The sequence below is a fragment of the Salinivibrio sp. ML198 genome (assembly GCF_001996015.1).
GTDB classification, from domain to species: Bacteria; Pseudomonadota; Gammaproteobacteria; order Enterobacterales; family Vibrionaceae; genus Salinivibrio; species Salinivibrio siamensis.
In genome coordinates this window covers 1-13,692 of sequence record NZ_MUEZ01000006.1, presented here as the reverse complement: position 1 = coordinate 13,692, position 13,692 = coordinate 1, and the positions used below count along the sequence as shown (strand labels likewise).

12 protein-coding genes and 1 tRNA gene are annotated in these 13,692 nt (G+C 50.2%); 6 read left to right on the top strand and 7 right to left on the bottom strand.

Going from position 1 to position 13,692, the window contains the following annotated elements; all coding sequences use genetic code 11:
• Positions 1–10 precede the first annotated feature (10 nt).
• From parC to idi, 3 genes are all read left to right on the top strand, one after another.
• Entirely contained in the window at positions 11–2,260 is a 2,250-nt protein-coding gene (gene parC, locus BZG25_RS05360; RefSeq protein WP_077606367.1) for a DNA topoisomerase IV subunit A, read from the top strand.
• Between the two features lie 97 nt (positions 2,261–2,357).
• A complete protein-coding gene (locus tag BZG25_RS05355; protein ID WP_077638640.1) occupies positions 2,358–3,092 on the top strand; it encodes a 1-acylglycerol-3-phosphate O-acyltransferase in 735 nt (244 codons plus the stop codon).
• 14 nt (positions 3,093–3,106) lie between these two features.
• Positions 3,107–3,655, top strand: coding sequence for an isopentenyl-diphosphate Delta-isomerase (gene idi, locus BZG25_RS05350; protein WP_077638639.1), 549 nt, complete (start codon positions 3,107–3,109; stop codon positions 3,653–3,655).
• Positions 3,656–3,793: 138 nt separating this feature from the next.
• Here the strand turns inward: idi and BZG25_RS05345 are convergent, their stop codons facing one another.
• The 7 genes from BZG25_RS05345 to BZG25_RS05310 form a co-directional block, all read right to left on the bottom strand.
• On the bottom strand, positions 3,794–4,186 hold the full coding sequence (locus BZG25_RS05345) for a RidA family protein (protein ID WP_069361728.1): 393 nt from the start codon (positions 4,184–4,186) through the stop codon (positions 3,794–3,796).
• A 68-nt stretch (positions 4,187–4,254) separates the two neighbouring features.
• A complete protein-coding gene (locus BZG25_RS05340; RefSeq protein ID WP_077578772.1) occupies positions 4,255–4,743 on the bottom strand; it encodes an arginine repressor in 489 nt (162 codons plus the stop codon).
• 175 nt (positions 4,744–4,918) lie between these two features.
• Positions 4,919–5,923 (bottom strand): ornithine carbamoyltransferase, encoded by a 1,005-nt coding sequence (argF, locus tag BZG25_RS05335; protein ID WP_046074230.1) that lies wholly within the window; start codon positions 5,921–5,923, stop codon positions 4,919–4,921.
• A gap of 27 nt (positions 5,924–5,950) precedes the next feature.
• The gene (arcC, locus tag BZG25_RS05330; protein WP_077606366.1) at positions 5,951–6,913 is read right to left on the bottom strand and encodes a carbamate kinase; all 963 of its coding nucleotides are present in this window, start codon (positions 6,911–6,913) and stop codon (positions 5,951–5,953) included.
• Between the two features lie 56 nt (positions 6,914–6,969).
• Positions 6,970–8,190 (bottom strand): arginine deiminase, encoded by a 1,221-nt coding sequence (gene arcA / locus BZG25_RS05325; RefSeq protein WP_046074228.1) that lies wholly within the window; start codon positions 8,188–8,190, stop codon positions 6,970–6,972.
• Positions 8,191–8,729: 539 nt separating this feature from the next.
• The gene (locus tag BZG25_RS05315) at positions 8,730–10,172 is read right to left on the bottom strand and encodes a YfcC family protein (RefSeq protein WP_046074226.1); all 1,443 of its coding nucleotides are present in this window, start codon (positions 10,170–10,172) and stop codon (positions 8,730–8,732) included.
• A 510-nt stretch (positions 10,173–10,682) separates the two neighbouring features.
• The gene (locus BZG25_RS05310; RefSeq protein WP_077578849.1) at positions 10,683–11,174 is read right to left on the bottom strand and encodes an RDD family protein; all 492 of its coding nucleotides are present in this window, start codon (positions 11,172–11,174) and stop codon (positions 10,683–10,685) included.
• A 217-nt stretch (positions 11,175–11,391) separates the two neighbouring features.
• Here BZG25_RS05310 and BZG25_RS05305 point away from each other — a divergent pair.
• The 3 genes from BZG25_RS05305 to BZG25_RS05295 all read left to right on the top strand — a co-directional run bounded on the left by BZG25_RS05305 (position 11,392) and on the right by BZG25_RS05295 (position 13,379).
• Positions 11,392–11,478, top strand: a tRNA-Leu gene (locus BZG25_RS05305).
• A gap of 158 nt (positions 11,479–11,636) precedes the next feature.
• The gene (locus BZG25_RS05300) at positions 11,637–13,094 is read left to right on the top strand and encodes a PLP-dependent aminotransferase family protein (RefSeq protein WP_227486529.1); all 1,458 of its coding nucleotides are present in this window, start codon (positions 11,637–11,639) and stop codon (positions 13,092–13,094) included.
• A gap of 72 nt (positions 13,095–13,166) precedes the next feature.
• Positions 13,167–13,379, top strand: a complete 213-nt coding sequence (locus BZG25_RS05295; protein WP_046074225.1) for a hypothetical protein — start codon at positions 13,167–13,169, stop codon at positions 13,377–13,379.
• Positions 13,380–13,692: the final 313 nt, after the last annotated feature.

The window sequence follows — 13,692 nt, the reverse complement described above, 5'->3', positions numbered from 1 at the left end:
TCTTATTCGCATGACAGAGGTGACTTATGATGGGGTAGAGCAACTTGCTCTGCGCCAGTTCACTGAGGACGCATACCTCAATTACTCGATGTACGTCATCATGGATCGCGCACTGCCGTTTATCGGCGATGGCTTAAAGCCAGTGCAGCGCCGGATCATTTACGCGATGTCAGAGCTGGGGCTATCCGCCACGGCAAAATATAAAAAATCGGCGCGTACTGTCGGGGATGTACTGGGTAAATACCATCCTCATGGCGACTCGGCGTGTTACGAGGCCATGGTATTGATGGCTCAGCCGTTTTCCTATCGTTATCCGCTGGTGGATGGTCAGGGTAACTGGGGCGCGCCTGACGATCCTAAATCGTTTGCGGCGATGCGTTACACGGAATCACGCTTATCGCGTTTCTCTGAAGTGTTGCTGCAAGAACTCGGGCAAGGGACGGTTGAATGGGGGCCTAATTTTGATGGCACCATGAAAGAGCCTAAAACCCTGCCGGCACGCTTACCGCATATTCTCCTCAATGGGATCACCGGTATTGCGGTAGGGATGGCAACGGATATTCCGCCACACAATGCGCGTGAGCTTGCCAACGCCTTGGCCGCAATGATCGATAAGCCGAGCTTGGACTTAGACGGTGTACTGGAGCATGTACAGGGACCTGACTACCCTACCGAAGCGGAAGTGATCACGCCGAAGTCAGATTTGAAAAAGCTCTATGCTAGCGGACGGGGCTCTATCAAAATGCGCGCGCTTTGGCATAAAGAAAGCAATGAAATTGTGATTACTGCGCTGCCTCATCAAGTATCGGGCGCTAAGCTGCTAGAGCAAATCGCCAATCAAATGCGGGCGAAAAAGCTGCCGATGGTAGACGATCTGCGTGATGAGTCGGATCATGAAAACCCCACTCGGATTGTGATTGTGCCGCGCTCTAACCGTGTCGATTGTGATCAACTGATGGATCACTTGTTCGCCTCGACCGATCTAGAGAAGAACTACCGCGTTAACCTTAATATGATTGGCCTGGATGGACGCCCACAAGTTAAGGGGTTACATGGCATCTTATCTGAGTGGTTAACGTTCCGCCGCCAGACGGTGAGACGCCGCCTTGAGCACCGGTTAGAAAAAGTCCTCGCCCGCCTGCATATTCTAGAAGGCTTACTGGCCGCTTACCTAAACATTGACGAGGTGATTGAGATCATCCGCAGTGAGGATGAGCCTAAAGCCGAGCTGATTGCACGTTTTGGTTTGAGCGAGAAACAGGCAGAAGCGATCCTTGAGATCAAATTACGCCAGTTAGCCAAGCTTGAGGAAATCAAGATCCGTGGTGAGCAAGATGAATTGAGCAAAGAGCGCGATAAGCTAGAGAAGCTGCTCGGCTCAGATCGTCGCTTAAACACCTTAATCAAAAAAGAAATCCTCGCGGATGCGGAAAAATACGGGGACGACCGTCGTTCACCGCTGGTTGAGCGAGCGGAGGCCAAAGCGTTAACTGAGCGTGATTTGGTCCCCAGCGAACCCATCACTGTGGTGCTCTCAGATAAAGGGTGGATCCGCCATGCCAAAGGGCATGATGTGGATGCCACTGGCCTTAATTACAAAGCAGGCGATAAGTTCCTCGACGCGGCACCGGGCAAAAGTAACCAACCCGCGGTTTTCCTGGGGTCTGATGGTCGCAGCTATGCCATAGAGTCGCACACCTTGCCATCCGCGCGCAGCCAAGGTGAGCCGATTACCGGGCGAATTAATATCACCCCAGGCTCGTCTATTCGTCATGTATTAATGGCGGATGAGGGGCAGCTCACCTTGGTGGCCTCGGACGCCGGTTATGGTTTTGTGTGCAAGCAAGCGGATATGCTCTCCAAAAACCGCAGCGGTAAAGCCTTATTGACGGTTCCAGATCAAGCCGAAGTGATGCCACCGCGCCAGGTGGGTGATTTGGAAAGCGATTTGATTGTCGCGATTTCCAATGAAGGCCGCATGTTGGTGTTCCCGGTCCATGAGCTTCCGCAACTGAGTAAAGGGAAAGGGAATAAGATCATTAATATTCCTGGCGCACGTGCCAAGTCACGTGAAGAGGTGTTAAGCCAACTGTATGTGGTGCCGGCCAATGCCGGGGTGACCTTGCACGCAGGGAAGCGCAAACTGACCTTAAAACCGGATGATCTCACTCATTATCGTGGCGAGCGAGGTCGACGAGGCAGTATGCTGCCGCGTGGTCTCCAGCGCGTCGATCAAATCGAAATCCTGCCCGAGCACTAAGTTGCTACCGCCCCTGAACCTAGGGGCGGTGTGGGTGCATTTTTGCGCTGAATCGGTATACTGACTCGCCTTTCACGCCTGCTCTTTGGAGAGAGAAATGATTTTTGTCGTGCGACTGCTGGCTTTATTGATTGTCGCTGTTTTGCTGTTTGTTTTTGGTGGTTTGTATTGCTTGTTAAGCCCTCGCAACCCTCGTAATTGCTACCATATCAGTAAGTGGTTTGGACGCCTCTCTGGTTTGTTCGGGATTAGCCTTGAACTGCGCTTCGCAGAAGAGGCACCTCGTGAGCCTGGCGCTAGCGTGTGTATCGCCAACCACCAAAGCAATTGGGATATGGTAACCTTATCGAATGCGTTGATGCCTGGCGCGGTCACCGTGGGTAAGAAAAGCCTGTTATGGATCCCCATTTTTGGTCAGCTCTATTGGCTCACGGGCAATGTATTGATTGATCGTGCCAATCGCAGTAAAGCCATGGGAACCATTGCGCAGGTCACAGAGAAAATCCGAGCCAAACAGTTGAGCGTATGGTTATTTCCCGAAGGAACACGTTCACGCGGGCGCGGATTATTGCCCTTTAAAACCGGCGCATTTCATGCGGCGATCGGTGCGAACGTCCCCTTGATTCCCATAGTATGTAGCTCCACGCACCACCTAAAAGCGAACCGCTGGAACAACGGCCATGTGATTGTTGAAGTGATGGCGCCAATTTCGTCAACAGGCTACGATAAAGACAATGTCCGTGACCTCGCGAAGCATTGCCACCAGGTGATGAAAAGCAAGCTCGAACAACTTGATGCAGAAGTGGCGGAGCGCAATCAAGGCGTTCGCTAATTGAGGATAGGTTTATGACTTCAACCCAGCGCCACCATGTGGTTTTGGTCTCACCGAGCGGTGAACCTCAAGGGATCGCTGAAAAGTTGGAGGCCCATCAGCAAGGATGGCTGCACATGGCCTTCTCAGTGATGTTGTTTCGTTGCAATGAGCAGGGTGAGCGTGAGTACTTGCTACAGCGTCGCGCGTTCGATAAGTATCATAGTGGTGGATTGTGGACCAATACATGCTGCTCGCACCCCAAACAAGATGAGCCGGTTGCGGCGGCGGCAAAACGGCGCCTGTATGAAGAGTTAGGGATAGCGCGCCCGCTTGATTTTACCATGGGACCTTGGTTTGAATACCGTGCCGAGTTGGATAACGGGTTGATAGAGCATGAATTGGATCAAGTCATCGCCTGTGAAGTCAACCATGTCGACATGATCCCTAACCCGGATGAGGTAGCAGACTGTCGCTGGTGGTCTGAAGATGAAGTCAAGCAGGCGATGATGGACGCCCCCGAGCGCTTCACCGCTTGGTTTGCTGACGTTTTATCACGTATCGATGTGATGGCGCGCGGTTGATAAGCGTGCGCTATGCCATCACGACAAAAAAAAGCGGCGCCTGGAGGCGCCGCTTTTGCATTAGCTTTTCGCAGGAAGTAGCTCTTCGCTGGAATTAGCTTTTCGCTGAAATAGCTTTTCGTTGCCGTCGCTTACCAATTAGGCTTGGCGCACCGCAATCGCTTCAATTTCGATATCAACGTCTTTGGGCAGGCGTGCGACCTCAACGCATGAACGAGCAGGGTAGCTTTCCACACCGTGTTCATCAAAGAACGCACCATACACTTTGTTGACATCCGCAAAGTCTTCCATGTTTTTGACAAACACGGTGAGCTTAACAATATCATTCACTTTAAGCCCAGCAGCTTCTACCACCGCTTTGACGTTGTCGAGAGACTGACGTGTTTGTGCGGTGATTTCAGGAGAGATCTGGCCAGTCACTGGGTTGACGGGGATTTGGCCTGAGGTCAGCACCATGTTGCCAAGGTCAACGCCTTGCGAATACGGACCGATAGCTTCTGGCGCCTGCTCGGTTTGCAGTACTTGGGTCATTGTCTGTTCCTTTGTTATAAAAAGCGACACCTATAGTCTGCAACGGTTAGCTTGCCACGTAAAGCCGTTTACTCAGGGGCAAGGCGGTCTCGAACCACTTGCTCGCAGGCGGCAAGCTCATTGAGCTGGCGTGGTGCGACCAGGACAGTATCGTTCCCGCCTACCGTTCCTAAGATCAAAGGATGTCGGTGCAAGTCGAGTAAGCGAGCGATCAACTGGGCGCCGCCTGGGTGGGTTTTCACTACCACCATGGCTTGGCTACAGGTGATGTCATCGATTTGTGAGCCGACAGAAGACACCGCGTAGACAGGCTCCATATCTCCGCTGAGTGCGTAGACTTTTTGTCCATGCGCATTGGGTACTTTGGCGACCCCGAGCTTGGATAATAGGCGTGAAACGGTCGACTGGCTGACATCAAGATAGCCGAGTTGAACCAATTGCTGGCGAACGGCATCTTGGGTGGTAAAGCTTTGCGTTTGCAGCAGGTGTCGACACGCAGAGAGGATATCGTCCTCCGGAGTGGTCGTTTTTACCGATAGAATTGCATCATTAACCACGGGCAACCCCTTATAATAAACGGCATTTCACGTCAATATCAGCGCATAAAGCTAATAATGCGTGATTCAATCTCATATGCTATCAGTTGCTTTTAAATGAAACTTTGATGGGTGTCACTGGGTGGTGTCAATATTGAGAAGTAGGGCGCCACTCGGCGCCCTCGCTCAGGTGGCGTTAATCGCCAAGGGTGGCGACCATCACCGCTTTGATGGTGTGGAGACGGTTTTCTGCTTCATCAAACACAATTGAGCAGTCTGACTCAAACACATCTTCTGTGACTTCTAGGCCTTTTAACCCATACTTTTCTTCGATTTCTGCCCCCACTGTGGTTTCGTTATTGTGGAAGGCAGGAAGACAGTGCATGAATTTCACGTGCGGGTTGCCAGTGGCTTTCACGACATCCATATTGACTTGATAGGGCTTCATGAGCGCAACGCGTTCATCCCACGCTTCTTTAGACTCACCCATCGACACCCAGACGTCGGTATACAAGAAGTCACAATCTTTCACGCCTTCTTGTACCTCTTCGGTCAGCGTAATGCGTGCGCCGGTTTTTTCGGCGATAGCACGACACTGTGCGACTAGCTCTTCTTCTGGCCAGAATGCTTTCGGAGCCACTAAGCGGATGTCCATCCCCATTTTAGCGGCACCCACCATCAGAGAGTTCCCCATGTTGTTTCGGGCATCGCCTAAGTAAGCAAAGCGCATTTCGTGCAGTTGCTTGCCGCGTCCATGCTCGAGCATGGTCATCAAGTCCGCTAAAATTTGGGTGGGGTGGAACTCTGTGGTTAATCCATTCCAGACAGGTACCCCTGCGAACTCACCCAGCTCTTCCACAATGTCTTGGCCAAAGCCGCGGTATTCAATGCCGTCATACATCCGACCCAATACGCGTGCGGTGTCCTTCATCGACTCCTTATGGCCAATTTGTGACCCCGTTGGGCCGATGTAGCTCACTTGGCCGCCTTGATCAAAAACAGCGGTTTCAAAGGCACAGCGGGTGCGTGTTGACGCTTTTTCAAAGATAAGGGCGATGTTTTTGCCTTTTAGACGGGGCGTTTCGTAGCCATTGTATTTCGCTTTTTTCAGCTCAATGGCCATATCGATAAAGTGTTGGATCTCACGAGGAGTGAAATCCAGTAATTTTAGGAAGTTACGGTTGCGTAGATTAAAAGCCATAGTGGGCAATCCTCTTTGTTATTGGTCTCAGGCCTGTGCAGGGGTAGGCTGGCCGTGGGAAATATTGTTGTTATTGACTGAGTGTGGACGAATACGTGTGCCAGCTTGGCCTGCCAAGATAGCAAGGCCATCTTCGAGGGCGCCAATACCTACTAGCTTGCCGCCTTGGCGAATAAACTCGCAGGAGGCATCGATTTTTGGCCCCATAGAGCCAGCATCGAAGGTATATTGGCTGAGATCATCGGGCGTTGTGTCGGCAAGTGCGCGTTGACTTGGCTCACCATAATCGAGGTAAACCGCTTCGGCATCGGTCAAAATAAGCAGCGCATCGGCATTGATTTGACGGGCGAGGAAGGCGGCAGACATGTCTTTGTCAATGACAGCCTCGATGCCTTTTAGCTGGGTCCCTTCTTGGATCACAGGGATACCGCCCCCTCCCGTACAAATCACTAAGTGCCCTTGGTCGATGAGGCTCGCGATAGCGTCGTCTTCGACAATCCCAGTAGGTTGTGGGCTGGGCACAACACGGCGATAATATTGGCCATCCGGTTTAATATCCCAGCCATACTTTTCGGCCAATTGGGCGGCCTCTTGTTGGTCATATACCGGGCCTATTGGCTTGGTGGGATTCGCAAACGCAGGATCGTTAGGATCGACCGTCATCTGGGTCAGCATGCAAGACACGTGTTGGTCTGGCGCTAAGTTATGCAACTCTTGCATCAGCATATAGCCAATCATGCCTTGGGTTTCTGAACCTAGCACGTCCAAAGGATAAGGTGTCACGGATTTGTATTCGAGCCCCTGCAGGGCCAGTAAACCAACTTGAGGGCCATTACCGTGGACGAGCACCACGTTGTATTGTTCGCCGATAGCCGCAATGGTTTTGGCCGCTTTGGCGATATTGGCACGTTGAATGTCGGCTTCTAAAGGTTCGCCTCGACGAAGCAGGGCGTTGCCTCCGAGTGCCACGACGACAGTGGGTTTTTTCATAGTCTTACTCTCTACAGTCGGTGGGGGCTGAGCCAGGTGCCCAGCCCGCTCGGGGATTAAATGCCATCACGATGAATCGGGCAGCTCATGCAGCGTGCGCCACCGCGGCCGCGACCCAGCTCATCACCCGGAATGGATAGAACAGTGATCCCAGCTTTGTCGTATTTCTCATTGGTATAAGTGTTACGCTCGTAGCCGACGACGACACCTGGGCGCACGGTCAAGACATTGTTGGCGTCATTCCACTGTTCACGTTCCGCTTCGAAGCTATCGCCGCCGGTAGTGATCAGGTTCAGTGGGCCGACATCGAGGGCTTTTTCGATGGCGGTGAGGAAGTAATCTTCTTCGCGTACATTGAGATGGCCGCTACGGTCACCGGTCAGACTCCAGCATTTGATGTCTTTGCGAATCACTTCGGGGTACACCGAGAAAGTATCTTCACGCATATGGGTCATCACGGTATCTAGGTGCATGCAAGAGCGATGTTTTGGCAGCTCCATGGCAATTACTTGCTTGGCTTGTCCATGTTTGAACAGGCTGGACGCGAGGTTTTCCACCCCTTGTGGCGTGGTGCGTTCAGACATGCCAATCAATACCACGCCTTTCCCTAGGACAGTGACATCGCCGCCTTCAATGGTGGCATTGTCGTAGTCGATGTTTTGTGCACCAAAGTAGGTAATAAAGTCGCCGTTCGCAAAGCGAGGATGCCATTTGTAGATCGCACGCAAGTGGTTTGTTTCACGCTTACGCGCCGGTTTGGCCATGGGGTTAATCGACACACCACCATATAACCAGCACGAGGTATCACGTGTGAATAAGTGGTTAGGCAGGGGGTCAATGATAAAGTCCGATGGGGCATGCATCGCTTGTAACATGGAGGTCGTGGTAATCGGTAGCTCGGAGTACGCCAGCCCTCCTAAGAACATTGATGCGAGCTCGTGGTGAGGGAGATCATTGAGATAGCAGCGAATATCGTTCGCAAATGACGGACCAAAGGTATAGTCCGAGATCTTAAGGTTCATTAGCCAGGCTTTGGCTTCGGGTACATCCAGCGTCTCGGCAAGCAGATTTTGCAGCAATAGCACCTCAACGCCCTGATCGCGTAGTGTTTGAGCGAATTTGTCATGCTCTTCACCCGCACGTTCAACTGACAGAACATCGTCGAAAAGTAAGTCATGACAGTTCGAGGGGGTGAGGTGGGTTAAAGCACGCTCGGGGCGGTGCAACATCACGGTGCGTAATTGACCAATTTCAGAGCCGACATAGAAGTTGTTCATCTTTCTTTCTCCGTATATCTCTGCTTGGCTTTTTATCGGAAGGGAAATAAAAAGTGCAGGTTTTTTATTGGGTACAAATTTATTCTAACGCGGTGAGCCGGTTGAACTTGAAGTTAGATCACATTGAAACCATTGCCTCCATTTCGTGGTTTTTACTCTGTGTTAATGGTATTTATGGCGGCATTAAAAAATGGTTTTTAATACTTAGTCACTTTTATTGCGTGCTTAACGATATTATTTTTATGATGCTAGGTTTTTAGCAGGGTATGTGTATTTTTTATGCCTTTTATGTTTTATTTTTATTTCACCTTATGCGCATTAAATGAATGATTATCTTTAGTGGTATTTATATTTAACAAATGCCGAGCGATTTTTGTTTCTATTTGTGATGACGATCGGTATTAAATCGCTTTGTGTTAATAATGTAATAGAGGTGTGAACGGGGTAGGGAAGTGTGCTGTTATAGCAGGGGACGTGAGAGAAATAAAAAAGCGCACTGCTTGATAGCAATGCGCTCTACGCTTAGTTGATGTCTGATGTTATAACATGACGCCAAGGCTAAGCATGGCCATGATCATAATGGTAAGAATGCCAAGCAACGGCGCGACCCATTTTATCCATTTCGCATAAGGCACGCGGGCAATGGCCAAGCCACCCATCACCACGCCGGAGGTAGGTGTAACGAGATTGACGAGCCCCGAAGCCGATTGATAGGCCGTTACTACCAATTCTCGCCCAACGTTCGCAAAGTCGGCCAATGGCGCCATAATTGGCATGGTGAGCACTGCCAAGCCAGATGAAGAAGGCACCAAGAATGACAGTAACACTTCCAGCCAATACATCACGTTAATAAAGACGAAAGACGACAAACCACTGACTAAACTCTCGGCACTATTGAGGATGGTGTCGGTAATCATGCCTTTATCCATAATCACCACGATCCCGCGGGCAATGCCGATGATTAGCGCCACACCGAGTAGGTCTCTCGCCCCATCAATGAAGCTGGTGGTGATTTCCTCTTCGCTCATGCGTGCAATCAGGCCAATGATGATGGCAGCCCCCAGGAAGACGGCTGAGATCTCTGCCATCCACCAATCAAGAGATGAAACACCATATATCATCACGGCAAAGGCACCGGCAAAGATAGTCAGTATCACTTTGCGTGTGGCCGTAAAATCAAGGCTTTGGTTGTCGTCGTGCTCGCCCAGGAAGTGTTTTTTATTACTTTCATACTGGTCATAAACGATCGATTGGCTCTGATCGGCTTGTACTTTGCGCGCATAGCGCATGACATAGACAACACAAATAAGCCAGCCAATGACTAAGATCGCAAGACGCAGGAGGATACCATCAGTGAAAGGGATCCCTGCGGCATTGGCTGCAATCACAGTGGCGAACGGGTTGATGGTTGAGCCTAACGTACCTATCCCTGCCCCAAGCAGTACCGTCGCCGCTGCGACTACAGGGTCAAAGCGTGCAGCCATCATCACAGGCACAAGTAGCGTATAAAAAGGCAAGGACTCTTCCGCCATGCCATAAATGGTGCCCCCGGCGGCAAATAAGCCCATCAAAATGGGGATCATCCACTCTTCGCGTCCCTCTAGACGCTTGGTGACGCGTTCAATCCCCGCATCAATGGCACCTGTTTTGGTGACCAACCCTAAAAAGCCACCAATGATCAGAATGAACAGCGAGACATCAATGGCGGCCGCTTCATACGTTTGGTGGTTATAAAAACCGTCAATGGGAGCCAGCAGGACATCGACAATGCCTTGAGGGTTACTGTCAACCTGTTCGTAAGTCCCTGAGATAGGAACGTCTCGACCGAGCTCTTCATTATACTCTCGTTCATACTGACCGGCGGGCACCACCCAGCTCAGGGCGGCGACGACGGCGATAAGAATGAATAGAATGGTATAGGCGGACGGGAACTTTAAGTTCGAGAACCAGCCTTTTTTTTCGGGAACACTGTGAGTACTCATACTTTCTCCTCATACCTCTTATTAGCATCTATAGTGCGCTACACGTATTGAGGTAATTCCGTTAATTTCACGTTATTTATTATTTTTATGCCGTGGTACATGGCTTTGCATTCATTGTAAAAGTGGTTCCCTTTTCACTTCTTAGTGATATCTCACAAAAGAAGAGGTGGTTAATGGAGCACCAAAAAGGTGAACTCCATAAAACTGAATGTGGTGTTGTTATTTATGCGTAGTTATTACTTTCTCTTTTTGTGTGGCTTGGGTTTTTATTGATTAAATGATGTTGGGCTCGCTTCCTCTACGGTGCTGAAAGCTGAGTTAATGATGAGTTTATGTGCGAGCTTTGATTATTTAGTCAATCAGTCGCTTTACGTGTGATGAATAAAACCTAAAAAATAACGGATTGATGAATAGGTAGAAATCAACCCATTTATTGTCTTATATCAATTTATAACGGTGAGTCGATAGGTAGGAGAGGGCACGCAGCAGGTGCCCAGTCGAGAGAGGTGATTAGTCTTTTTTGTTCTTAGTGGGCTTGGGAAGCACAATCATGTCGCATTCGGCGAAGTGGTCTTGAAATGCACGGTTATTAATGTCGAAAAGAACAACCAGATTCCCGAGGCCAAAGCAGGCAGTGGCCAAACGAATAATGGCTTGAGTGGGACGAATGTTGCTGCCATCGGTATTTTGTAACCTAAGCCGCCACGCGCGCATGCCCAGCGTTTGTCCGGCTTTACACCAAAAGTAGCCATAAAAACCACCGATGACACAGGCCAGATACGCAGTATAAAGTGGATTGACTATCGGGTGATGGGTTAAGAAATCACTGATGTCTTGGTAAGGGGCAATCGACATGCCTAGCACTTGTGCTAGGGCGAGTATTGCCATCATTCCCCCTCCGGCGAGCATGAGCAAAGCCGCCACGACGAGGAGATCATAAAGCCAAGCGGCTAAACGCCGGAAAAAGCCTGCGGTTGGGCAAGCGATAGAAGAAGTTTGCATTTGATTGTTCACACCCCAGTACTCAATTCGGTGCTAGCCTAGCATAGACCGGCAGACAGTGAGTAAGCTTATACCTCGGTTTTGCGATGTCTTTTGGGGACAAATTCAGCACCAATGTGGCTGAATGGCTTGAATTGGTTAAAAATAGTGCGAACGAACGGATTTTTATTTTTATTACTTGCACTCCAAAGGTCGGTACGTATAATTGCCCCCACTTGCCGAGATGGCGGAATTGGTAGACGCAGCGGATTCAAAATCCGCCGCCTTAACGGGTGTGAGGGTTCAAGTCCCTCTCTCGGCACCAAATCCCAAAAAAGCCCCAGTCAAAAGACTGGGGCTTTTTTCGTTGTGGGTAAGGATTAGCGCTGATCAGGTCACACTCCGCTACATTCCATCCCACCAATTGTTACTTGCCAAGGTATGATCGCCGTCTGGGCAATAACAGGGAGTAGCAGTGTGCAAATGCGTTATCGAGACATTGCCAGCTGGATCGAAACACAAATTCAGCAGCGTGTTTGGCAAGTCGGTGATCGGATCCCTTCGGTGAGGGAGATGAGTCGGCTTCAACACGTTAGCCCAATGACGGTAATGAGAGCTTATGAGCAATTAGAAGCCGATGGTTGGGTTGAGGCGCGTCCGCGCTCTGGCTTTTTTGTGCGGCCTCATTATAACAAGCTCGCGGTGGATGCATTGGCACGACCACAAGCGCAATCTCAGTGGCTCGACACCCACCAGGATGTGCTTGATGTGATCAGTGCTAGCCATAAAGGCGCGTACTACCCATTTGGTTCAGCTTTTCCTGATCCTCAGTTATTTCCCATGCAAGCGCTTGGCCGCGCGATGGCGCGAGTGCTGCGTCAATCCTCTCATCCCGATCACTTCACGATTTTACCGCCGGGCGATATCGGCCTACGTCGACAGATTGCACAGCGTTATCTCCGCCAAGGAATTAAAGTCAGTATTGATGAAATCATTATTACTAATGGGGCAATAGAGGCATTGAGTCTGTCTTTAGCGGCAGTGACGAAGCCAGGAGATAAGGTGATTATTGAAGCCCCCGCGTTCTACGGGGTGCTGCAGACACTCGAACGTTTACAGCTTAAAGCCGTTCCCGTCGCGGTTGATCCTGAAACAGGGGTCGATATCCATGCACTGGAACATGCCTTAGCGTCCCACTCGATCAGTGCGTGTTGGTTGATGAGCAACTTCCATAACCCCACGGGCGCGTCGATACCAGCGCATCGCAGGCCAGATGTGGTCAGCATACTCGCTGCGTATCAAGTGCCATTGATAGAGGATGATGTCTATGGCGAGCTGTTTTTCTCAGAGGCAAGGCCGATGCCGCTTAAAGCCTACGATACGCAGGGTAGTGTGCTGCACTGTGGCTCGTTTTCGAAACAACTCGCACCGGGTTTTCGGGTTGGCTGGATAGCGGCAGGCTGTTATGCGATGCAAATAGAGAAGCGCCAGTCTGTATCGAGTTTGGCAGTCGGCGCACCTAACCAATTGGCGATTGCCGATTATTTAAAGCAAGGTGGGTATGACTCGCACCTACGGCGATTACGCGAAACATTGTCTTCCCGCCATGAGGTGATACGTACAAGGCTAAAAGCACTTTTACCTCCCTCTACGGTGATGAGTCAGCCTACAGGCGGCTATTTTTTGTGGATCATGCTCGATAAGGGCATCGATACGCGCGACCTCTTTCAAGCACTCAGGCCTTATGGCGTGACAATCGCACCGGGTGCACTATTTGCCAGTGACGGACGCTTTAATCACTGCTTTCGACTGAACGTCTCGATTGTGGGAAGGCAAAATGCCGAAGGGGTCAATGATAGTCAGAGCTTGGAGGGGCTCACACAGATTGCGAGCTCGATCTCAGCTTTATCTGTGCACTCAACTGTCACAGCCGAATACTGAACTATCTGTACTAATCTACCGTGCGTCTCCCTCGATAAACTCAACACGTACACAACATTGAGGGGGAAAAGGATGAAATCAGAATTGAGTATGATGGTCGTCGCGATAATCTGCGCGGCTTTATTGATCCTTGGCCATGTCATCATCATAGAGACACTTGCCTATTATACGTGGGCACAATGGACAGCCGGTGCGATACCTTTTGTACTCCTGCTGATGGCGTGGGGCTCTGTACGTTACTGCCGAGCTAAAGAACGCGCGGAAGAAAAACAGCATTCGCACTAAGAGTGATTGAAAATAAGAACGGGTGAAGACCAGCCACTTTCCGTTCTTGCTGACTAAAAAAGCGCCTTTTGTCTACTTTTGTTTGTTTTGTGAACAAACGAGTAGCAAGGCGCATTTTTTTTATGTTTAGGGGTTGCGGGAAAAACTGAGATCTCTATACTGCGCTTCCTGTTGACGGGGCAACGAGACGCAAGTCACGAAATGCCAACCACTCAGTCAACACGCTCTTTAACAATTTGACCTATGCAATCTGTGTGGGCACTCGTTGAGAATAGACAAAAAGATTTATTCGATGAACTGAGTGACCAAACGA